At 63.4% G+C, this 21,909-nt stretch carries 13 protein-coding genes and 1 tRNA gene; 10 read left to right on the top strand and 4 right to left on the bottom strand.

Annotated elements, in window-relative coordinates; translation table 11 throughout:
• The first annotated feature begins 129 nt into the window (after nt 1-129).
• Entirely contained in the window at nt 130-4,194 is a 4,065-nt protein-coding gene (locus tag ACYQ6J_RS14195; protein WP_460184844.1) for a vWA domain-containing protein, read from the top strand.
• A 245-nt stretch (nt 4,195-4,439) separates the two neighbouring features.
• On the top strand, nt 4,440-4,754 hold the full coding sequence (locus ACYQ6J_RS14190) for a hypothetical protein (RefSeq protein ID WP_460184843.1): 315 nt from the start codon (nt 4,440-4,442) through the stop codon (nt 4,752-4,754).
• A gap of 212 nt (nt 4,755-4,966) precedes the next feature.
• Here ACYQ6J_RS14190 and ACYQ6J_RS14185 read toward each other — a convergent pair.
• Nucleotides 4,967-5,049, bottom strand: a tRNA-Leu gene (locus ACYQ6J_RS14185).
• A 487-nt stretch (nt 5,050-5,536) separates the two neighbouring features.
• On the opposite strand from ACYQ6J_RS14185, the gene ACYQ6J_RS14180 reads away from it, so the two are divergent.
• A complete protein-coding gene (locus ACYQ6J_RS14180; protein WP_460184842.1) occupies nt 5,537-7,075 on the top strand; it encodes an inorganic phosphate transporter in 1,539 nt (512 codons plus the stop codon).
• A 45-nt stretch (nt 7,076-7,120) separates the two neighbouring features.
• On the opposite strand, the gene ACYQ6J_RS14175 is transcribed toward ACYQ6J_RS14180, so the two are convergent.
• Both ACYQ6J_RS14175 and ACYQ6J_RS14170 read right to left on the bottom strand, forming a co-directional pair.
• Nucleotides 7,121-8,071: an SDR family oxidoreductase gene (locus ACYQ6J_RS14175; RefSeq protein WP_460184841.1), complete on the bottom strand. Its 951-nt coding sequence runs from the start codon at nt 8,069-8,071 to the stop codon at nt 7,121-7,123.
• A 207-nt stretch (nt 8,072-8,278) separates the two neighbouring features.
• Complete coding sequence (locus tag ACYQ6J_RS14170; protein ID WP_460184840.1) at nt 8,279-9,085, bottom strand: hypothetical protein; 807 nt, start codon at nt 9,083-9,085, stop codon at nt 8,279-8,281.
• Between the two features lie 135 nt (nt 9,086-9,220).
• Between ACYQ6J_RS14170 and ACYQ6J_RS14165 the strand changes: the two genes are divergently transcribed.
• The 7 genes from ACYQ6J_RS14165 (at nt 9,221) to ACYQ6J_RS14135 (ending at nt 18,176) form a co-directional block, all read left to right on the top strand.
• Nucleotides 9,221-9,406, top strand: coding sequence for a hypothetical protein (locus ACYQ6J_RS14165; protein WP_460184839.1), 186 nt, complete (start codon nt 9,221-9,223; stop codon nt 9,404-9,406).
• 320 nt (nt 9,407-9,726) lie between these two features.
• Complete coding sequence (locus ACYQ6J_RS14160) at nt 9,727-10,011, top strand: calmodulin-binding protein (RefSeq protein WP_460185550.1); 285 nt, start codon at nt 9,727-9,729, stop codon at nt 10,009-10,011.
• A 488-nt stretch (nt 10,012-10,499) separates the two neighbouring features.
• The gene (locus ACYQ6J_RS14155; RefSeq protein WP_460184838.1) at nt 10,500-10,964 is read left to right on the top strand and encodes a hypothetical protein; all 465 of its coding nucleotides are present in this window, start codon (nt 10,500-10,502) and stop codon (nt 10,962-10,964) included.
• Between the two features lie 296 nt (nt 10,965-11,260).
• Nucleotides 11,261-12,247, top strand: a complete 987-nt coding sequence (locus ACYQ6J_RS14150; protein WP_460184837.1) for a DUF1559 domain-containing protein — start codon at nt 11,261-11,263, stop codon at nt 12,245-12,247.
• A gap of 237 nt (nt 12,248-12,484) precedes the next feature.
• Nucleotides 12,485-12,892 carry a PEGA domain-containing protein gene (locus ACYQ6J_RS14145; protein ID WP_460184836.1) on the top strand — a complete coding sequence of 136 codons (408 nt, stop codon included), beginning with the start codon at nt 12,485-12,487 and terminating at the stop codon, nt 12,890-12,892.
• Between the two features lie 459 nt (nt 12,893-13,351).
• On the top strand, nt 13,352-17,173 hold the full coding sequence (locus ACYQ6J_RS14140; protein ID WP_460184835.1) for a response regulator: 3,822 nt from the start codon (nt 13,352-13,354) through the stop codon (nt 17,171-17,173).
• A 61-nt stretch (nt 17,174-17,234) separates the two neighbouring features.
• The gene (locus tag ACYQ6J_RS14135) at nt 17,235-18,176 is read left to right on the top strand and encodes an ATP-binding protein (protein ID WP_460184834.1); all 942 of its coding nucleotides are present in this window, start codon (nt 17,235-17,237) and stop codon (nt 18,174-18,176) included.
• Between the two features lie 160 nt (nt 18,177-18,336).
• On the opposite strand, the gene ACYQ6J_RS14130 is transcribed toward ACYQ6J_RS14135, so the two are convergent.
• Nucleotides 18,337-21,504, bottom strand: coding sequence for an LPS-assembly protein LptD (locus tag ACYQ6J_RS14130; RefSeq protein ID WP_460184833.1), 3,168 nt, complete (start codon nt 21,502-21,504; stop codon nt 18,337-18,339).
• Nucleotides 21,505-21,909: the final 405 nt, after the last annotated feature.

The following is a 21,909-nucleotide window of genomic DNA, read 5'->3' as shown; positions in this document are numbered from 1 at the left end:
ATCTGTCCAAGCTACAATGGGCATAGCCCCTTAGTTTTTGACGGATGAAATTTGGCCTCTAGTCTGTTTCGGCGCGTAGGTCCCGGGGGGAACGCCGAAGGCGCGTGTTAAAGTCGGAGAAGCATGATCATGTCGAAAGTGCGTCCCATCCTGCTGGTTCCATGTTTCGCCTGGATGGTCCTCTCGCTTGGGGCATCGGTGCACGCCGCGGCGCCGCAGGGGAACCTGGAGGTGTTTCAATCCCCGGACGGTGCGGCCTATTTTGCCGCCTCGCTGCGAGCGGATGAATCCGTGCTGCGACCGGCGGATTCGCACCACGTGGTGATCCTGGTGAACACCTCGGCCGCTCAGTCTGGCGATTTCCGTCGGACGGGGTCGGCGGTTCTGAAAAACCTCCTCGCCAAGTTGGGTCCCAGCGACAAGGTCCGAATCTTGGCCGTGGATTTGAAGGCCGTACCGATGCAGGCCGATTTCGCCGCGCCGGGCAGCCCGGAATTGGAGGCCGCCCTGGCCAAACTCGATCAACGGGTGCCGCTGGGCGCTTGCGATCTGGAGGCGGGATTGGACGCCGCGATGAAGGCCTTCGAAGGCACGCCCGCGGAGGGTCGCTCGCTCGTGTACATCGGCGACGGTTTGAGCCGCGCCAATCTCTTGCCGCTGGATCGCATCGGAGCGATTTGCAGTCGACTTCAAAAGGATCGCATCCCGGTCAGCAGTTTCCTGGTCGGCCCGCGTTGGGACGCCCCGTTGATGGCGAGTATCGCCACGCACAGCGGCGGCATCTTGGTTCGCGATATGGAAGGCGTGACGCCCGAGTCGGCGGCGGCGGAACTGGCCGCTGCGGTGGCTTCCCCGGTCGCCTGGCCGACGTCCGTCGCCTGGTCGGGACCGGTCGGCGAAGTTTTCCCGAAGACATTGCCTCCCCTCCGCGCGGATCGCGATACCGTGGTCGTGGGAACGTTGAAGGAATTGGGGCCGGTGGCGGTCGAGGCGGGTTTCGGCAATGCGACGTTGTCCTGGAATTTGCCCGCCGCGGAATCTCGCCCGGATAACGCCTTCCTGGTCCAACTCGTGGAATCGATTCGCTCCGGCGGGGGCATCGCGGCCCCGATTCCCGGCACCGCTTTGCTGCGGGAGTTGGCCGAGGAATTCGAGATCACGGCCTACAATCTGACGGAATTGGCGGAACAGGCCCTGCAAGTGAACGACGTCGCGGCCGCACGCCGCATGGCGGAGGAGGCGGTCCGCCGCGATCCGCAGAACCAAGCCGCGCGAAAGATTTTGGCGCGGGTGACGCAGATCTCGCAAGAGGCGGGCGCGGAAGCGGCCCCGGCACCGGCGGCTCCCGCCGCACCCCAAGCCCCCGCCGATTTGACCTTGAGCGGCCCGGCGGCCCCCGCCGCCGGTGCGGCGCCTCCCGGTTTGGCCGCGCAAGTCCTTAAAGATCGGGCGGTGTTGGTGGACGCCGTCACGCAGGACGTCCGCATTCGATTGAATGAGGCCCGCAAGCGGATGGCGACCAATCCCGAGGATGTTCGCCAGGACCTCAAGGAGCTTTTGGACCAGGTTTCGCGGACGCCCGATCTGCCCGCCGAAGTCCGAGAGCAGTTGGCCGATCAAGTCCGCGCGGCGATCCGGCAGGCCGATGCCCGCGTCATCGAATGGAACGAGCAGCAACGCCGCGCCGCCGCACAGGAAGCCCAGGCCCTGGAGCGGAAACTGCTCACGGAAAGCCTCCTGGCCCGCGAGCAAAAGCTGACGCAATTGATGGAGCGATTCAACTCGCTGATGGAGGAGGGCCGATACGAAGAGGCCGAGGTCAATGCGGCTATGGAAGCCGTCAAGCTGGCGCCGGAGAACCCCGTGATGAATCTGGCGCAGCGGATGTCCAGCCAGCAAGGCAATTTCGAGAAGGCCATGGAGTTGCGGGAAGCCCGCAAGAAAGGCGTCCTCGATACGCTGTACCAAACGGAATTGGCCCACGTTCCCATTCCGGATGAACCGCCGGTCTTGTACCCCGATGCGGAGGTCTGGCAAGAGTTGACCGCTCGCCGCAAGGAACGTTACAGCTCGATGGAATTGTCCAGCGACAACGCGGCCGAGCGGAAGATCGCCGCGGAATTGCGGCGGCCGACGGAACTCGATTTCATCGATACCCCATTGTCCGAAGTCGTCGATTACCTGAAGGACCGGCACGGAATCGAAATCCAGTTGGATAATAAGGCCCTCAGTGCGATGGGCGTGGACAGTTCCACGGCGGTCTCCAAGAGCCTCCGTGGAATCTCGTTGCGGTCCGCCCTGCGGTTGTTGCTCCGCGATTTGGACCTCACGTACATCGTCAAGGATGAGGTTCTGCTGATCACGACGCCGGAACAGGCCGACACCGATCTGATCCTCAAGGTCTATCCCGTCGCCGACCTCGTGGTGCCTCCGAACGTCATGGGAGGCGGCATGGGGATGATGGGTGGCATGGGGATGATGGGAGGCATGGGTGGCATGGGAGGCTACGGAGGGGGAATGATGGGAGGCATGGGAGGCTTCGGTGGCATGGGAGGAATGGGAGGATTCGGTGGAGGAATGGGAGGTATGGGAGGATTCGGAGGGGGTATGTTCAATGTCCCCGGCGCCGGGAACAATGGCTTCCGTGCCTTCAGCGTCAACGACGATCTTTCTCGTTCGCCCGACGGCCAACCGCGACCCCAAACGGACGCCCGATCTTCGTCGCTCCTCGAGACTGCCGATGGCATCGTCGCCGGCACGATCAATGCGGCCCCGGACTCGGTCTGGGAAAGCCTGTTCCAGGGCGATCGGGCCGTTCCCGCCTCCGATGTCCGCGAGGCCGTGCGACGCCTCTTGGCGGCGCAAAAGTTCGATTACCTGTTGGAGTTGCTGAACGCCGCGTTGCGGCACAATCCGCCCGAACCGTGGATGTACGAAGGCATGGCCCTGGCCATGGAGGCGGCGGGAAGGCCGAATGACGAGATCGAGCGGGTTTTGATGTCCGCGGCCGACTTCGCCGTAGAGCCTCTGGATCTCTTGGCCTTGGGCATCCAATTGGAGCGTCACGGTCTCGACGCCCGGGCTTTGAGCGTCTATCGCCAAGCCGCGTCCCTGGCCCCGCAATGGCCGGAACCTTACGTGGCCGGTCTGAAAGTCGCGCAAAAACTTCAAGACTTGGAAGGCATCCAGTGGTCCACCGTGGGAATCTTGAGCCAGGTATTCCCCGAGAAGCACCAGGACGTGTGGCTGAACGCCTTGCGAACGGCGAAGGCCACGCTGGACGAACTGAAGGCCAAGAAGCTGGAGGAGCAAGCCTCCCGCTATCAGGCCGCCCTGGATGAAGCCGTCGCCCGCGACTGCGTCATCGAAGTCTCGTGGCTGGGCGAAGCGGACGTCGATCTGATCGTCGAGGAGCCTGCCGGTACGCTGTGTTCGCTCCGCAATCCGCGGACGACCTCGGGCGGGGTGCTGGTCGGCGATACCTCCAGTCGCTCGGCCCGCAAGGGCGATGAGGGCTACCACGAATACTACGTCTGCCCGCGCGGTTTCAGCGGCACCTATCGTGGTCTGATTCGCCGCGTATGGGGTGAAGTGGCGGGCGGTAAAGTCAAGGTCACCATCCACACGCACCTGCTGACCGACAAGGCCCAGTCGTTGACCAAGATGGTGGAGATGAAGAACGACGAGGCCGTCATTCAGTTCGAACTGGCCGACGGTCGGTTGCAAGCCCCGTTGAACGAGCGAATGTTGGCCGCCGCAGTGACGAACCATCTGGAGCTTCGCAACCGCATCTTGGCGCAACAGCTTCCGGCGGGACAGGCGGCCCAGGTCGATCCTGCTGCGATGGCGTCGTACTACGAATCCCGAACCGACGGGGCCAACCTGGGCGGGGCGGGCGGCATCCTGCCCTTCGTCCCGGTACGCGGCGGTGCGGTGGGCTACGCCCCGCAAATCACCGTCGTGCCCGAAGGCGCCTTCATGATGACCTCGGCCGTCATCTCCGCCGATCGCCGCTATGTCCGCATCAACCCGGTGCCCTTCTTCTCCGCGATCACGGAAGTCAACACGTTCAACTTCATCACGGGTGAAGGCGGCCAGGGCCTCGGCGGTACCGGCGGACAAGGTTTCGGCGGTCTGTTCGGCGGCGGCGGCGGCGGATTCGGCGGCGGCGGGTTCGGCGGCGGATTCTTCTGAGACCGTTTTGCACCAACCGCCGGCCCCACCCAGGCCGCGGTTCCCAAACACTTTCCGATGCACAACAAGCCTCCGGTTCACGCTGGAGGCTTTCTTTATGCCCCCTGCGGGGACTCCCCGCACCGCCGGGTCACGGTCGGTGTGTGGCGGAAGGCCGGCGCCTCGCCTTGCTTCCGGGCGGCTCCTCAGGTGTTACAATGGCTCCGATCAGCCCGAGTTGTACGAACCATCGGAGGCGCGGAACCATGACGACACCTTATGAGAAGACCGCGGTTTTCGTTGGGATGCTGCTGGCGGGAGCAGGGGCCGCGGCGACGACGATACGGTTCCGATTCACGACGGAGGCGGATCCGACTTGGGACGACGCCAAGAGCCTCGCATTCGAGGTCGTCCCCAACGACGAAGCCCCGCGGGAATACGTCGTCGATATGTCGTCCGTGCCCGGTTGGAAAGGCACGTTGAAACAACTCCGCCTCGACCTGGCGACCGGCCAAAGCCTTACCGGTACGTGCCGATTCGACTATATCGCGATCGTGGGCGAGGTCTCCCGGCAACCGTGAGATCGGCGATCGTGGAGTCGTCTCCGCTCGACCGCGTGGTATCCGATAGGCCGGCGCCGAGTTTGCGTCGGTCCGGGGACGAAAATCGGTAGGGTCCGGGTACGCCAACCTTTTCTGGTGCAATAGGGGCGGCGCCGAAAGCGACAAGAGAGGCTTGCCGCACAAGCAGGTCGAGAAATCCAGGATAGGCAAGCAACTCTGGGACGAGAAAATACCGGAGGTGGGAGTTGAACCCACACCCCCCGAAGGGGACTGGATTTTGAGTCCAGCGCGTCTGCCATTCCGCCACTCCGGCATGGCGACAAAGCCGCCGGGACGACCGCGATTGCGACGTGGAACGTCCAAACACGGGCCTGCCGACCGCTTCACCCGACCACAAGAATAAGTATGTCTTCCAATCGCCGCCCACGCAAGACACCCTTTTGCGGTTCGGCGGCGTGCTTTCCTCCCTAGGCGGGCCGCGAACGGGCAATCCGCAGAGGCTGGGAAAAGACAAGCATTCTCGGCAACCCTTGACGGTTCGCCGCCGGCGGTCGAAAATCGCTAGGGTTTGGACTGGCTAATGATTAGGTCGGGCGGGAGAGTCGAGAGACTCGGCAGGGCATCGGGGTTTGCCACTCCTTCGGCGGCGACGCGATAGGCGGCGTCAGGGGTGCGGTGCGTCGCACCCTTTCGGGACGATGCCTGCCGGTCGGGACGTCCTCCGCCTTTCCCAGCCTCAATCGCCGCCGGTATCCCCCATACAAAAAAGCTCAGCACAGAGCGTCGGGAGACGGTCTATCATGGATTTAGTCACCGTATTGGCGTTCCTCGGTCTGGCGCTGTTGGCGTGGGACTGCATCGAGGTCGGGCGGAACGACGGCGCCAACATCGTGAACGCCGTCTTCGGCGCCCGCATCCTCCCGCGTCGCCTGGCCGTGGCCTTGGCCGGCGTCGCCGTCATCCTGGGTGCGTCCTTTTCCACGCCCGTCATGGAGACCGCCCGCAAGGGCATTTTCGACCCCGCCCTGCTCACCCTCCAGGCCGCCGTCATCGCCTACATCAGCGTGTATCTGGTGGACACGGTTCTGCTTTATGCGTATTCCACGTTCGGCATGCCCGTCAGTACCACCGCCTGCCTGATTTTCGAGTTGGTGGGCGCCTCGATGGGACTGTACGGCGTCTCCATCGTCCACTGGGATAAAGTGCAAACCGTCGTCGCCGCGATCTTCGTCTCCATCATCATGGCGGGGGTGGCGGGATTCCTGATTCAACGGGTCTTTCGGGCGGCGGTCGGCAGTCGCGTCGAAGATCGCGAGACGATTCTGCTCCACGGTCCCTGGATATGCGGCTTGATGCTCACGGGATTGGCCTGGTTCATGGTATTCAAAGGAATGGCCGGCCTGAGCGTGGTGCAAAGTTTTCGCGAAGCCACGATCGACGCCTACACGCCCGTCTTCGCGCTGCTGGCGGCATGGGGGCTTTCCACGCTGCTGGTACATATCTTTCTGCTTCTGTCGGGAGAATTCGGGACCAAGTATTTATTCTCGGGCATGGCGGTGGTGGGCATGCTGTGCTTGGCCTTCGCTTTCGGCCAGAACGATTTGGCGAACTGCGCATCGCCGGGACTTTCCGCGTTTTGGCTCTGGAAGAACTCGCACGAGTCGGTCGCCGTGGCCACCAAGATTCCCATTCCGCCTTGGGTGCTGTTCGTTTGCGGATGTCTGATCGTCGGGGGAATGTGGACCCGGGATGCCCAGCGCGTGACGCGAGCGGCGGTGAACACGGGCAGCCAGTTCGACCGCGTGGCGTTGTACGCGCCGAATTGGTGCCGGGTCTTGGCGCGGTGGATCGTGGCCCTTCTTCCCCGCCGCCCCGAGTTGGCCCCGCCGCCCAGCAAAAGCCCCGCCGGAAAGAAACTGCATTACGATCCGCTGCGCGCCGCCGTCATCAGTTCCACCGGGGCCGGGGTGATCGCCCTGGCCTCCAGTCGCGGACTGCCGGTCTCGACGACGTACGTGGCTTTCGCGGCGGTGATCGCCACAGGCTTGGCCGACCGCGTGCTTAGCCGCGGAGATGCCGATCTGAAAATCGGGCGCGCGATTTGGGTTGTGGTGTGTTGGTTCTTGGCCGCCGTGATTGCCGTGGTTGCCACGGCGGGCGTTGCCCGACTGATCCTCCACTTCGGCTTGATCGGCCTGGCCGCGGCCTTGGCATTGAACCTGCTGGTGCGATTCGTCGCCAAACGCCGTGCAGACGCTCAAGAGGAACGCGTCCATCTGCGGATCCGCGAGGCGGCGACGCCCGAGGAACAGGCGCAGCACGACCACGACGCGGACTGACACGAAGCCCGAAAAGATGGCAAGACGTGCGATCACCGAACGGGCCTATGCCCGCGGCGACCCGCAGATTGTACGGTAGTAGTCGATCGATCGCTCCAAGCCGGTCGCGAAATCGACCTGCGGTTGATATCCCAGCAGGGACCGGGCGGACGCGATGTCGGCCATGCTCTCGCGGATGTCGCCGGGGCGGGGCGGCGCGAACTCGGGTTCGACTTGGGTGCCCAACACGCGGTTGATGGCGCCCAACAGTTCCAGCAGGGTAATGCTTTTGCCGTTGGCGGCATTGAACACGTTGCCCGCCACCCCCGGCCGCTCCGCCGCCAATAAATTGGCGTGCACCACGTTGGCCACGTAGGTGAAGTCGCGGGACTGCGTGCCATCGCCGAAAACGACCGGCCTTCGCCCGGACAGGATCGCGGTGATGAAAAGCGGGATGACGGCGGAATAGGGACTGCCGGGGTCTTGCCTGGGACCGAAGACGTTGAAATAGCGAAGCACCACCGTCTCGAAGCCGTAGGTGGCGAAAAAGGCGCGGCAGTAGTATTCCCCGGCCAGTTTGGCCGCGCCGTACGGCGAGATGGGATCCGGCAGGTCCGTCTCGCGTTTGGCGCTGAACGGTTGATCGCCGTAAGCGCTGCTGGAGCCTGCATAGACGAAACGCCGTACGCCGGCGCGTCGCGCGGCGTCGAGCAGTACGACGGTCCCGGTCACGCAAGCGGCGTGCGTGTCGAGGGGGCGCTCCACGCTCCGCGGCACGCTGGCCAAAGCGGCTTGATGAAAAACGCAATCCACACCTCGCACGGCCTCCGCCGCCGTGTCGGGATTCTGCACGTCGCCGTGGAGGAACTCCACGCGATCGTAAAACGGTTCCAAATTCGAAAGATAGCCGGTGCTCAGATTGTCCAGCACGCGGACCCGGTCTCCACGCCGCACCAGGGCCTCGACGATGTGCGAGCCGATGAAACCGGCGCCGCCCGTGACCAAAAACGTTCGCATTCCGATATGGCTCCTTGCATTCCGCTCAAGCGAGGCCGTCGTTTCGGCGGCAACGGCCGGGCGCGGGTCGCCGCGGCAAACGCGTCCGCGCGAGGCGCGCGATGTCGCCGGAAAAGCCTTCTTCCCTCGCTCATTCCCGGGAAATCGCCGCGGCGCGGCGGGATTTACGATAACCGTTTCGGTCGGGCTTGATAAGGGGGCGGCCCGCTATTCGGCGGATAAGGCCTCCGCCAAGGCGCGATCCAGGTTTTCGCACCGTCGCAGCAGGTCGTACTGACGGACGAAATACTCGTAGGTGGTACCGCGAATCAGTTCGGGCGGGAAGCAGGCCAAGATCGAGGCCGCGGACCGTTCGTTGAGGCTTCCGCTGGGACTGTAGCGAAACAGGGGCACCGCGTAGGCCGCTGTGAGCGAGGCCGTCATCAAACGCCAAATTTGCCGACCTTCATCGCCCAGTTCCTCCCGGCGGTGGATGTCGGCCGAAAAGTCCCGGGCGCGGACGGGGTCGGCGGCGAAACGGGCGACGTCGCCCCATTCCAAGAGGCGTCCAATCAAAACGTCGGTCCAGCGTTCGTTGCGTTGCTGAAGTTTTTGCAATTTGACGGCGTCGCCCTCCACGAAAGGCTTACCGTCGAGGAGCAGGGTCAGGGCGCGGTTCCGCACTTCCAGATGGGCCAAGAGGGCGCTTTGCCCGGTCGGTCCCGCCTCCGCGCGTTCGCGGTAAAGATCGTACAAATGCAGGACGGCGGCCCATACCCGCGTCAGAATCTCCGCCGTAAAGATCTCCTCCATGAGCGCGGCGTTTTGCCGACTGTAGCGCCCGGGGGCTTCACGCTCGGCAACCGTTTGCAGCACGCGAATCCAATGATCCGTGCGGAGCTTGTGACTCGACCAAAAGCCCTCGATTGCGTCGGTGGGGATTTGGAAGGACGTGTCCTCCGCCACCAAATGCCCCTTGTCCGCGACGAAGACCGCCAAATCGACCAGTTCGCTGGGATGCATGGCTTGCAGCATAGAAGTATCGACCGAGGAAGGCTCGGGGACGGCGCCGGATCAAGCTGCCGAAACGAGAACGAGAACGAAATCGCGGAATCTTTGCGGCGAACGGGTCGACCTCCCGGAAGCCGCCCTTCAACCACAAGAACTTCGGTGAGCAATTCCCGTGCCGTGTTGCGGCGACTGTGGGCCCATGCGGCCGAATTCGCCGTCTTGTTCGGGCCGAGCGGCCATTTCCAGCGAGACGGTCGCGGCAAGTCCGGGTCCTTTCTCAACCGCGGGCCGAAAATCACGATCGGACAAGGGCCGCAACAAGGTTCTTGCGTTCCGCTGCGTTGATTTCCGGCAACCCGGCAGTAGGAAATCGGCGTCAAGCCGCAACGCGCCGGTTGTGCGGACTGAGGCGGACAATCCGACGGCTCGGGATATTCGCTCAATGCCGGATAGGAATTCTGCCGATGACGTAAAACGATGGATCGTGCAACACCGCGGTCTTGCGGCGAAATCTCGCTCGGGGGTGAAGGAGGTCGTCTCCGCGAGATGGGGCCGTGTCCGCCGCGACGAATTTGCGGGTGACGAAGAAGATAACAAACTCTTTCACTGATCGAGGGGGAACCACCATGTTTCGGCGATTGATCGTTGCCGCGTTTGTCGCCGTGATGTTGGCCGCAGGCGCACATCAAACGGCCTCTGCGCAGCAGGCTTACGGTCGGCAATGGGGCCGAACCCACAGCACGCAGGATTGGAACCGATTCTACCACTATCCGTACGTGTACTACCCGCAGAACTACTTCGGGCCGGACTACTACAAGAGCAGCGAGGACTTGTACTTCCGCTATCCGCCCGAGATGCGGATCCCCGTCTACAACCAGCGCTGGCAGAACTACTACTCCGAACCGCGGCGATTCTACAGCGGTCACCACTTTATCATGGACATATTCTAAAGCGACGATCGCCTCGCCCCGCCGGGCACGGATTGCGGAAACCCTGGCGCGGATTGCGGAAGCCAATGTTGAGAGGACTCCCCGGCCGTCGGACGCAGTAATAGCTGTCCGGCGGTCGCCTGTTTTTGGGCCGGGGCGAGCGGCAGGGAAAAACGATTTAGGTAGCAAAATATTTCTTTTACCCCCCAGGATTAGGTATTGTTTTTCTCCGGTTTCAAGCCGATAATCAAATGCAGTGGGGGTATCCCTCACAGCTCAGCCCTTCGTAGGTCCCTGCCCCGCCTACGGAGGGCACTTTTTTTGGTCTCATCTCAGCGACACTTTTTCGCCGCGGTCCCTTGACCGGTTTTGTACGATTGGAGTTGTCGGCGAGAATCGCTCCGGTTTCCCGTCGCGAACCGTCCCCTTGAAATCCACGTACGGCAACTCAGCCGGGTAATGGGGATCGAGGCAATTTCTGCTGCTGCTTTCGTTGTGAGTCGTCGGTCATGGTTCGGCTAGCCAACAGGATGTGGAAACGCTACGCCGTCCTCGCTCTGGCGGGGTGGTGGGGCGTTTCGCTGACCTTTGCGCCGCTACTGCACCGCCATGCCGCCGAACCGAGCGACAACTCTTGCGGCCCGATCTGCCTGGGCGAACCGATAGCGTCTTCATCGTTCGACCCTTGCCATGACGTCCCTGCGGACGCTCGGCATACCGGAAGGGGGGCGATTTCGGCGAGCGCGGACGACGGGCCCCCGCGTTGGGCTTCCGCGCCTGCCGGTCATCACGCCCTCGATGCCGCCCACTGCCTGGTTTGCCATTTTCTAACGCAAGGCCAGGACCGCGCCCCCAAGGGTTATCACGTCCCACGCGCGGCGTGGATCGTGTGGACCCAATTCCCGGACACCGTTCCGCGGGTCTCGTCACCGCGGCACTCTCACCGCAGTCGCGGTCCTCCCGCTTTTGCATGATTCCGCCTCTCGGCCCGGCAAGCCGTTTTTTCGTCTGATCGTGCGCGCGTCCTTGTGTGCCGTTGGACTGCGCTTTGGCTGGCCGACTTCCTTTCACGACGGCGGGTATTACCTGGCCCGGCCGTCGGGGTTCACCGGATGGATGGGCCGCGGGACGCCGTCCCAGGCCGCATCGTTTCCGGCATCCGCCGACTGGATCGCTCGGTCGGTCCCAGGAAAAGATCATCGCTTCTTTCGCAATGCGTTCATCATTGCGGGCATTTTCGACGGAATCATGTTCGGTGAAGGATTTTGCGATGCGGCGTATAAAGCATACGGGTTATCGTTCGGTCGGGATGACGCGTCCCGGTTTCACGCTGGTCGAGCTTTTGGTCGTGATTGCGATCATCGGCATCTTGATCGCGCTATTGCTGCCCGCCGTTCAAGCCGCGCGGGAAGCGGCGCGAAGGAGCCAATGCGCCAACAATCTCAAGCAGATCGGCTTGGCCATCCAGATGTATCACGACGTACACCGTCGTTTGCCCGCGGGTTGGACGGGTTACAGCGAGGACGGGCGCCGTCCCCTGGTGAACGGCGGACCCGGTTGGAGTTGGGGGGCATTGATCCTGCCCTATTTGGAGCAGATAAACCTGTACAACGGCAAGATCGTGTTGGACGCCCCCATCTGGGACCCGCGGAATGAAGCGGCGCGTCAGGCCGTACTGCCGATCTTTCTCTGCCCTTCCGACGTCAACTCCAGCGAAAAGCTATTCCGGGTCGAGGAGTTGCACGAGAGTCACGGCCATGAGGGCGAGGGTGACCACGATCACGACCACGATCACGGAGATGAGGACGAGGAATTGATGGAGATGCTGCTGGCCAAGAGCAACTACATCGGGGTCTTCGGCGTGACGGACGTTCACGATTGCGAGGGACTGCCGGAGGGGCGGCAGTGCCGGAGCGACGGCGCGATGTATCACAACAGTTTCCTATCGTTGGCGGACATTACCGACGGCCTCAGCCAGACGCTGCTGGTGGGCGAACGCACGGCGGCCCGCGGATACTGCACCTGGACCGGCACCATGCCCGGCGACGCTTGCGTCTTGGCGGCGGTGGTCGGGTCGGCCATCTTGCCCCCGAACAACAAGGAGTTTCACGCCCACGGTTTCAGCAGCCAACATCCGGGCGGGGCGCAGTTCCTGCTGGGCGACGGGTCGGTCCACATGATCTCGGAGACGATCGACACCCGCATTTACCACGCCCTCGCCACTGCCTCGGCGGGGGATATCACCGGCAGCTTTTGAAGGGAATCGAGTCGGCGGAGGCCTTCGCCGGCCCTAATTCCGTATGGAACGGCGAAAGAGAGTTTGTTATCATCCCCGACCGGCAATCGGCGGAGCGGGCGGGATAGCCGTCATACGCCTTGACGATACCTGGGCACGGCCTTCGAGATGACACTTGCGCACCTACCATCCCGATGCGGCGATTGGCGCCGGAAATCCCTTTTCGGCGCCGCAAGCCGACCTCATCCGGCGATCCGGATGTTCGCGTTGGCCTTGGTGCTGTCGGTATCGGGGTGCGTTCAACGCCGCCTGATGATTCGCAGCGATCCGCCGGGCGCCATGGTGTACGTGGACGATTACCAGATCGGCTCCACACCCATCGCCACCACTTTCACCTATTACGGCACGCGGAAGATTCGCCTGGTCAAGGACGGTTACCAAACCTTGACGGTTTACGAGCGGATCGACCCGCCTTGGTATCAGGTGCCGCCGCTCGATTTCTTTTCGGAAAACGTCGTGCCTCGCGAGATTCGCGACATGCGGGTATTGGACTACCAATTGGTCCCGCAAGTGGTCTCGCCGCCGCAGAACCTGCTGGATCGTGCGGAGAATCTCCGCGCACGGAGTCGGACGCCGCTGCCGCCGAATGTGGCGCCGGTGAACTGAAGGCGGGCTTGGGCGCAGCGGAGCCATCTTGCAATTGTTGGGGTCGCGATGCGGCGACCGATTCCGCGCTCCAAATCGCCTGGGATTCCATCGACCGCCGAACGCTCATCTTGGGCGCCGACAAGCCCGCCCAACCTCCCCGCCGTGTGCCTTTTCACTTTTGACTGTTGAGGAATCTTCACAGAAGAATGTGAAGTCTCTAAAATCGGCGAAAATTAACGGCGGAATCGGTTGTTGTGGTAAAATGAATTAGGAAATGACGAAAAAGAGTGCGGGAGGGTCGCTGAAAGCGCCGCGGGAAACGCCGGACGCGGGGGAGGGCGCGGCGGTGGCGAAAAGCCGTGCCGCCCGGTCTTTCGCGGGGGATCTAGCCCGCCCCGACGTGCCTTTTTCGCGTCTTTTCCCGTCTTGTCCTAAGCTTCCTATCTTCGTTCACGCCGGAATCAAGGCGATGAGAAGATGAACATGCAGTCGGCCAGTCCGGAGACGCGGCGGTTTTTTCCGGCCCTGTTGGGGTCGGCGCCGTTCCGGTTACGGTTGACGACGCTGGTCATCCTCCTGATCGGGGCTGCCGGTTCCTTTCTTCTGTGGCGAGCCAACATTCAGCGCGAAAGCGGGCGGATCGCCGGACAGTGCCACAACCAGTGCCGCACACGCGTCCAACTTTTGGATTCTTCGATCAGTCGCGACGTGGGGCTTCTCAACTTTCTGGCCGCCCTCTACGCCGGGTCCGAACGCGTCGAGCGCTGGGAGTTCTCCGCCGTCTGCGACCTCTTGTTGTCGCGTTATTCCGACGTCTCCTTCGCGGCGTGGGTACCCATCCTGCGTCCCGACGACTTGCTGAACTTCTATCAAGAGGCCGACCGCAACGGCGTCAACGGCCTGGACATCTGGGAATTGGACGGTGCCGGCAATCGCGTCCGCGCGCAAACCCGGCCGCTGCATATGCCGATCATGTACATCGAACCGCGCCGGAGCACGGGCGAGGGACAGGGTTTCGATTTGGCCTCGCGCGACGATCTGTTTGAGGCCCTTTTGCATGCGGTGTCGGCGGGCGGCATCGCCTCGCGGTTGGTGTCGGACCTCTCGCCGGTTCGCTCGCCCGATCCGAATTCACCCGCCAACACCGGTGGAGGCGGCGGAACCAGCGCCGCCGCGGGTGCCGCCGAACCGAAATATCTTTTGATCGGGTGGCCCGTCTTCCCCTTTCAATACGTACCCGACGACCCCATGGAACGCATCAACCAGGCGTCGGGGGTCTTGATCGTGGTGGTGGACATCCAGGCGCTGCTGGCGCCGCTGCGGAGTTGGTGCGAAGAGCAGGGAATCCACCTCTCCGTCGTGGATACGTCGCAGTCTAATGAAGGGAACCACGACCTGCTTTCCGTGGGCGATTGGTCCGGTTTGCGACCGTGGGATGCGGCCGTGATGCGGTGGGATTGGAACTGGACGATCTCGCTGCCCGGGCGCGAATGGCGGATCACCATGCGTCCCAGCTCCGCGTACATCGAACAACGCCGGGGTCTCGGGGCCTGGTGGCTTTTGGGCGTGGGACTATTCGGCTCCGTCTTACTATCGCTTTACGTGCACGCGCTGGGCGGGCGCGCCTTGGCGACGCAACGCCTCATCGAGGAGCGGACGCGGGAACTGCGCGAAGCCAACCGCATGTTGGAGGAGGAAATCCAACGCCGCGAAAACATCGAAAAGGGTTTGCGGGATTCGCAAGCCCTTTATTTTTCGCTGGTGGAGAATCTGCCGGTCCACGTGCTGCGAAAGAATCGGGAAGGGCGATTCACCTTCGCCAATTCCTCGTTCTGCCACCTGTTGGGTCGGCCCTTGACGGACATCTTGGGCAAGACCGACTTCGACTTCTACCCGCCCGACCTGGCCTCCAAATACCGGCAAGACGACCGCCGCGTGATGGAAAGCGGTCGGCTCTTTGAAGACATCGAGCAATACGAGCGGGACGGCGCCCTGCGGTACGTGCAGGTCATGAAATCTCCGGTTCGGGATGCGGCGGGAGACGTGGTCGGGGTGCAGGCGGTCTTTTGGGACGTCACCGACCAGATCATCGCCCGGCGGACTTTGGAGCAGGCCAAGCAGGCCGCCGAGGAAGCCAGTCGCTCCAAGAGCTTTTTCGTGGCCAACATGAGCCACGAGATTCGCACGCCCATGAACGCCATCCTGGGCATGTCCCAGCTTTTGGCGCAAACGCCGCTGACGGGCGAACAGCGGGATTATCTCCAGATCATTCGCGAGGCCGGGGAAACCTTGCTGGCCCTGATCAACAGCATCCTCGATTTCTCCAAGATCGAGGCCGGCCGCATGGAACTGGAGTCCGTGGAGTTCTCCCTGCGCGAAGAACTGGGCAACACCATGAAGGGGTTGGCCCTCCGCGCGCACAGCAAGCGGTTGGAATTGGCGTATCGCGTGGACCCCGGCGTGCCCGACGCCCTGCTCGGCGACCCGGTCCGATTACGGCAGGTCATCGTCAACTTGGTCGATAACGCCGTCAAGTTCACCGAGCGCGGCGAGGTCGTGGTCGAGGTGCTGTGTTTGAGTTGTTCGGAGAATGAGGCCGAGTTGCAGTTCTCGGTGCGAGACACGGGCATCGGTATCTCGCCGGAGAAACGGGAAAGCATCTTCGCCGCCTTCGAGCAGGCCGACAAAAGCACCACGCGGCGATTCGGCGGCACGGGCCTGGGTCTGGCGATCTGCAAGCGCCTGGTGCAATTGATGGGCGGGCGGATTTGGGTGGAAAGCACGCCGGGAGAGGGCAGCACGTTTTCCTTTACCGCACGGTTTCCCGTGGTCACGGAACCCCGCACCCAAACACCGCCGACGGATCTTCGCCCGTATGGAGGGCAACGGATTCTGGTGGTGGACGACAACCGCACGAATCGCCGCATCATCCAGGAAATGCTGGCCCAATGGGGGTTGGCCGGCGAGGCCGCCGAATCCGGCGAGGCGGCGTTGGAAATGGCGCGGGCGTCGCTGCGGGAAGAGAACCCGTACGATCTGGTTCTCACCGACCTGCTCATGCCCGGCATGAACGGACTGGAGTTCATCCGCCGTCTCCGCGAGCTATTGCCGCCGGAAAAGACGGCGGTGATCGTGCTGAGTTCCGCCGACAGTCCGGGCGATCAACGCACGCTCCGCGAGTTGGGCGTGGCGCTGGCCCTCACCAAGCCCGTCAAACAGTCCGAGTTGTACAACGCCGTGGCGGAGATATTGGGCGTTCCGTGGCATCCGCCCGACACGGGGATGCCGCCCGCGGAACTGCCCGCACTGCCGCGATTGCGAATCTTGTTGGCCGAGGACAGCCCGTTCAATCAGAAGGTGGCCGTCACGCTGCTGGAAAAGGCCGGGCACGAGGTCGTCGTTGCCGGCGACGGACGACAGGCCCTGGAGTGGCTGGACCGTCGAGACTTCGATCTGGTCTTGATGGACATCCAGATGCCGGAAATGGACGGCTATCAGGCCACGGAGGAGATTCGGCGGCGCGAACGCGAGAGCGGGGCGCCGCGATTGCCCATCATCGCCATGACCGCCCACGCCATGCAAGGCGATCGCGAAGCGGCGCTGGCTTCGGGCATGGACGGCTACCTCGCCAAGCCGATCGACGTGACCAACTTCTTCCAGGTCATCGTGCAGGTGTTGCGGCAGGTTCGGGGGGATGATTTTCTGAGGCAGGCCGCCGAGCGGAGTGCCGGCCGACCGGAGGAAGAGGTCCCGACGCAGTCCCGCCCGATTGGCGATGAGACCGCCGCGTCGGAGCCGCCGCCCGTTGGAACCGATGCGGTACCCGAAGCCCGGTCCGGACTCCAAGCGCCCGGTCCGACCAAACCCCCGCCGAGGGAGTCCGAGAGGCCGCCGGAATCGCGGGAGCGGAAACGGACCACGGGAATCGTGATCGACTGGAAGACGGCACTGGCGACGACGGGGGGAGATGCCGGCCTTCTGGCGGACCTCGTGGAGACCTTTCTCCAAGAGGCGCCCACGCTGTTGCAGTCGATCCGAGAGGGTGTGGATCGTGCCGATTGGCCGGGCGCCCGCCGTGCCGCACATACCTTGGGCGGCTCTCTGCGGTATTTTGGGGTGGCAAGGGCCTCGCAAACGGCGTACGCTTTGGAGAGGCACTTGCTCAGCGACACCGCACTCGAAACCCTTTTGGCCGAGTGGGAGGAGTTGTCCCAATTGGTGGGCGAGGCGAGCGAGCGGTTGCGGGCGGTCATTCCTCGACTCCGCGCCGGGGAGAGTCCGGAGGGCGACGCGGGCTGATCCGCCGCCTTCGACTGGGGAGCCGATCGTTCGTCCCCGCTGCCAACAACGGAGTACCCGTATGACCAAGATCCTGGTGGTGGATGATTCGGCCGTCGATCGGCGGTTAATCTCCGGGTTGTTGGAGCGACTGCCCGACGTGGAGGTCCACACCGCACAGGACGGCATGGAGGCGGCCGAGATCCTCGACGAGCGGGATTTCGACCTGGTCATCACGGACATGATCATGCCCCGTATGAACGGCCTGACCTTGGTGGAGAGGATTCGGGAGCGGCATCCCCGGGTCCCCGTCATTTTGATCACCTCCCAAGGCAGCGAAGAGATCGCTCTGGAGGCCCTTCGCCGCGGTGCCGCCAGTTACGTACCGAAGCGATTGGCGGGCAAAAGGCTGGCCTCCACCGTGGAGCAAGTGATGCAGGCCTCACAACGCCGCGTGGCGCGGTCGGAATTGATGCGTTGTCTCCATCAGTGGTCGTTTCTTTTCGCGCTCGACAACGATTGCCGCTACTTCTCGGCGATGATCGACTACGTTCAGGATGCGCTGGAGGACCTGGGTTGGGACGATCCGGCGGAACGCACGCGCGTGACGATCGCCTTGCAAGAGGCCCTTTCCAACGCCATGTTTCACGGCAATTTGGAGCTTTCCTCGTCGCTGCGAGAAAACGACGAGCGGCAATTCTTCGCTCTTGCCGAGCAGCGCCGCGTGCAGTCGCCCTACGCCGAGCGGAAGGTTTGGCTGGAGGGGCGATTGAAGCCCGACGAAATCCTCCTGCGAGTGCGAGACGAAGGACCGGGTTTCGACACGAAGCCCTTCACGCACCTGATGTGCCACGCGGAAAACGTGGAAAGCTGCTTCGGTCGCGGCGTGCTGTTGATGCGGGCTTTCATGGATGAGGTCACGTACAACGAGACCGGCAACGAGGTCTGCCTCATCCGACGGCGATCCGACTGGAATGCCGGGACTCCGTCCGATACACGGACTTCTCGCGCCGCCAATTCTTAGCCGGTGCTTACGGCGGGCGGCGGCCTTCCTTTCGGCCGTTCTCCCGCACTCGGCAAGGTCTGCGGACTGCGCGTCCGCCGGGCGAGTCCGTTCGCCGTTCGGTCTGCGCATCGCGGCACGGCCTGCTTCGGTTTCGATGCGTTGGGACGCAAGCCTCGGCTCACTCCAGACCCTGGGTGCCGGAGACGGGAATCGCGGCTCCGGTCGCTCCGGTCAATCGCCGCTTGGGTAGGAATCGCGGTTCCACGGTGAAGTTGAAGCCCACGCTGTCGCGGCCTGCGTCCACGTTCACGCCGGCGCTGACCAGGAAGGACTCTCCGATGCGCGTGAGCGAGAAGTTCTGCCCGATGTTGTTCGATTCCCCCAAATCGATCGAAACGCCGAGGGTGGACATCCACTTGGGAGACATGCGGTAGGAATAGGATGTGAACAGGACCGTGCTGTCGATCGGCCCTTGCAGGATGCGGAGGCCCACGTACAAATCCCCTCGCGGCGGGCGATTGAGGTAGGCCCCCACCGTGAGCAGCTTTTGTCCCGAATCGAAGAAGTCGAAGACGCCGCCGGAGGCCAGGGTCAGGCGGTCGCCCACAAACCAACGAGCGTCGTAGTCCCACAGTCCCACGAAGCGGCCGAAATTGTCGCGCGAGGAATCGGGAAACAGCGAGAAATGGGTGTCGAAGGTGACCCAGTCGATGATGCGGCGGGCGCCCGGTTGCCCCCGCTTGGTCTGCCATCGCTGCTCCACGCCCAGTCGAATCAGCGTCAAGTCGTCGGCGATCTCCATGCTCGGCGCGGCGACCCACGAAGCCATGCCGTTGCGTAGGGCGTAGGTGCGCTCGTCGAAGGGGAGCGGAACGGGCGGTCCTCCGAAACCCGTCCCCGGACCGAACGTGAGTACCGACAACCGCCGCCGAAAGGCCTCCACGGCGTCGTCGTCCAAGGGATCGTACAGGGGCAACCGGTCCATGTCGTTGCTGGAGTCGGCCCAAAAGGCCTCCGCCTTGAACGTGACCTTGTGCGCGATCCCGTGGACGTTGAACAGGTCGCTCTCGATGTAGGGGTTGTAACTCCAGACGGGCAGCGAGGCTCGCATCCCGAGTTGCACATATGCCCGCTGAAAATCGTCGCCGTACACGTCCTCGCCCCAATGCCCCAGTTCGCCCAAGGCGTAGGGGACGATTTTGACGGGTCCGACCTGAAACGGCCAGTCGATCTCCTGCCGCGTGATCAGGCGTTCGCTGTTGGTGCCCAGCGGGACGCCCGAGATGGGATCCACCTCCCAGGGCAGGTAGGCGAAGGCGGCGGCGTCGGCGGGATCCTTGGGAGTCGAGGCCGTCCTCAACCGCGCGAATCCCAGACTGGTGTGCGTGTACCAGGTCAGGCTGTCGTAGAGGAACGAGGCGCCCAGGCGGTAGTGGTCGAATCGCGGCAACCACTCCGTTTGCGTGAAGAACTTGTTCATGCGGACGCCCGCGGAAAGGCTCCAGGATGAGTTGCCGTAGATTCGCTTCAATTCCAGCGAGGTGTTTTGGTCTTTCAGTTCGTCCCACTCGCGCTCGTAGAATTGTTCCAGGAAGTTGCGGTCGCTGATCAGTCCCACCTCGCCGGTAAGCTGGTATTCCTCGTTGAGGAACTGCCGGTGTTGCCAGAGGAAGCGGTAGCGGTAATCCTTCTCGGGCACCAGGGCGCGGCGGCCTAAGCCGAGGTTGTCCAACCCGTTGTCGAAGACGCCCCAATAGTCGATCAATCCCGTGGCATAGCCGGGTAGTCCCAAGAAGCCGTTGCGGGCGTAGGTGAAGCCGCTGCCGTGCCCCAATCCTCGGTCGCTCAGATAATCCAGGCTCAGGCTCCATTCGGTGCCGTCGGGGCGATTACGGATGCCGAAGAGTTGGTAGGCGTCCCAATTGGTCAAGACCTGCGTGCCGAAAACGTTGTCGTTGCGGAGGCGGATGCGATTGAGGTAATAGGTGGGCTTGGTGAGATCGCCGGCCAGCACGGGCCAGTAGAAGATGGGGACGTTTCCCAGGTAAACGAAATTATCGCGTCCCGTGGCCCAACGGCGATGGATCACCGCTTGCCGTCCGGTCTCGGGATCGATCACCGGTTCGCCCGTCATGGGATCGAAGACCGGTTCGCTGAAGTCCTCCAAGAACGCGGATTGGGCTTGCAAGCGGTAGCCCGGCACTCCCATGCGACTGGACGTGACGAAGAGATTTTGCGCGAAGAAGCGATTCTCGTCGAGTTGTTGTAGGATGTCGGCCCGGAGTCGCAGCAGTCCGTCGTAATCGGGAACGGGCGTCAGCAACTCGCCGTTCAGCACGATTCCCGCGCGGCGGTTGACGTCGTAGTACATCCGATCCGCGTAGATGCGGCGATCCGCCTGCCGAAAGACGATGTTGCCCTCCATGTACACTTCCAAGGGAAGGTCGGAGGAGATCGCCTCGCTGTCGGCCAGGTTCAGTTGCTCGTCGCCGGTCACCCAAATCACCAGGCGATCGGCCGAAATGTCGATCGTGCCGAAGGGTCCGGCCTCTTCCACGATCAAGTTGACGCCGGCGTCGATCAAGCCGATCCATTGCCCGCCGTTGGGGTCGGGAAACCATTGAGCTTGGACGGGGACGCTGCTGCGCGGAAAGACGCGAATGCGTCGGGTGCCGCCGGACGGCGACGAATCGGCGGGACCGCTCGCCCCTGCCGAATCGCTTTCCGCCGCGTATTGCGCCTGCCGGACGGACCGGTCGGCTTCGGCATTCCGCCGTGCCGCCGCGCGGAGAAAGACGGGCGGCAACTCCGCCGGTTCCCCCGCGATCTCCAGGGCCTCCACGGCCAGGTCGTCCGTCGTGTAAAGGCGCCCGAAATAGACCCGCTCTTGAAACCTGGCCCCGGGACCGACGCCCTGAATCGCCCCATCCGCTCCGTTTTCCAAATAGACGATCACCTTGGTGTCGCGGCGGGCAAGGCCTCCCACGGTCTCCGGATATCCCGTGACCGCCGGTTGCCGTTCGTCCAAAGCCGAGGCGGGGGCAAAACCGTCGCCCGTCGGAAGGTTGGGGACGAAGTCGGAGGAGACATCCTCGGCGACCGCCGGACGCATTTCATCGGGCGATCGGTCGATCCACAGCACAGCCTCGCTTCCGGTCAGCGACAGGCCGCCCTGCGCGATGCGGCAATTCCCGCGGAGAATCCAGACCTCGTAACTTCCCAACCGCCAGCGATTGGCCGCCTGCGCCGTGACCTTGATGGGGGCCGAGGGATTGGGTTGCGGCAAACGGACCACGGCCTGCGAGGCGGTCCTTTCCGCGGCGATCCGCTCGGGCGTGAGGGGCAATCCGGGAGGCGTCGCCGCGGCCCGGTCTATCCAACACCCCGTCCACGCGACGAGGCACAGGACGATGCCTGCCCATCGCGACCCCGGACGGTCGGTACGGCGCGATCCGGAGGGGATTCCGCCCCGATCGTCCCGTCGGCGCGTGGGCGCAGCGGTGCTTCTTCGGTGTCCGTGGTGTGCGTAACCGCTCAGGGAAATGGCGTCCTTGCCGGTCCGGGGGCCTTCTCGGTGGGGGAGTCGGCCCGGGTTTGCAGTGCGTCACGGTCGAGGCTCGGGCGGGAAGCCCGAGTCGGATGGCGTCCTCCCCCGTCGCGCGACTCCTTCGCACGGCAATGAGAGGGCCGCGGATTATAGGAAAGCCGCCATCATCCAATCAAGGCTGCTTCCCGGCGTTTCCCTCGCCCG

The sequence above is a fragment of the Thermopirellula anaerolimosa genome, assembly GCF_054657335.1.
This window is presented reverse-complemented; position numbering and strand designations above follow the sequence as displayed.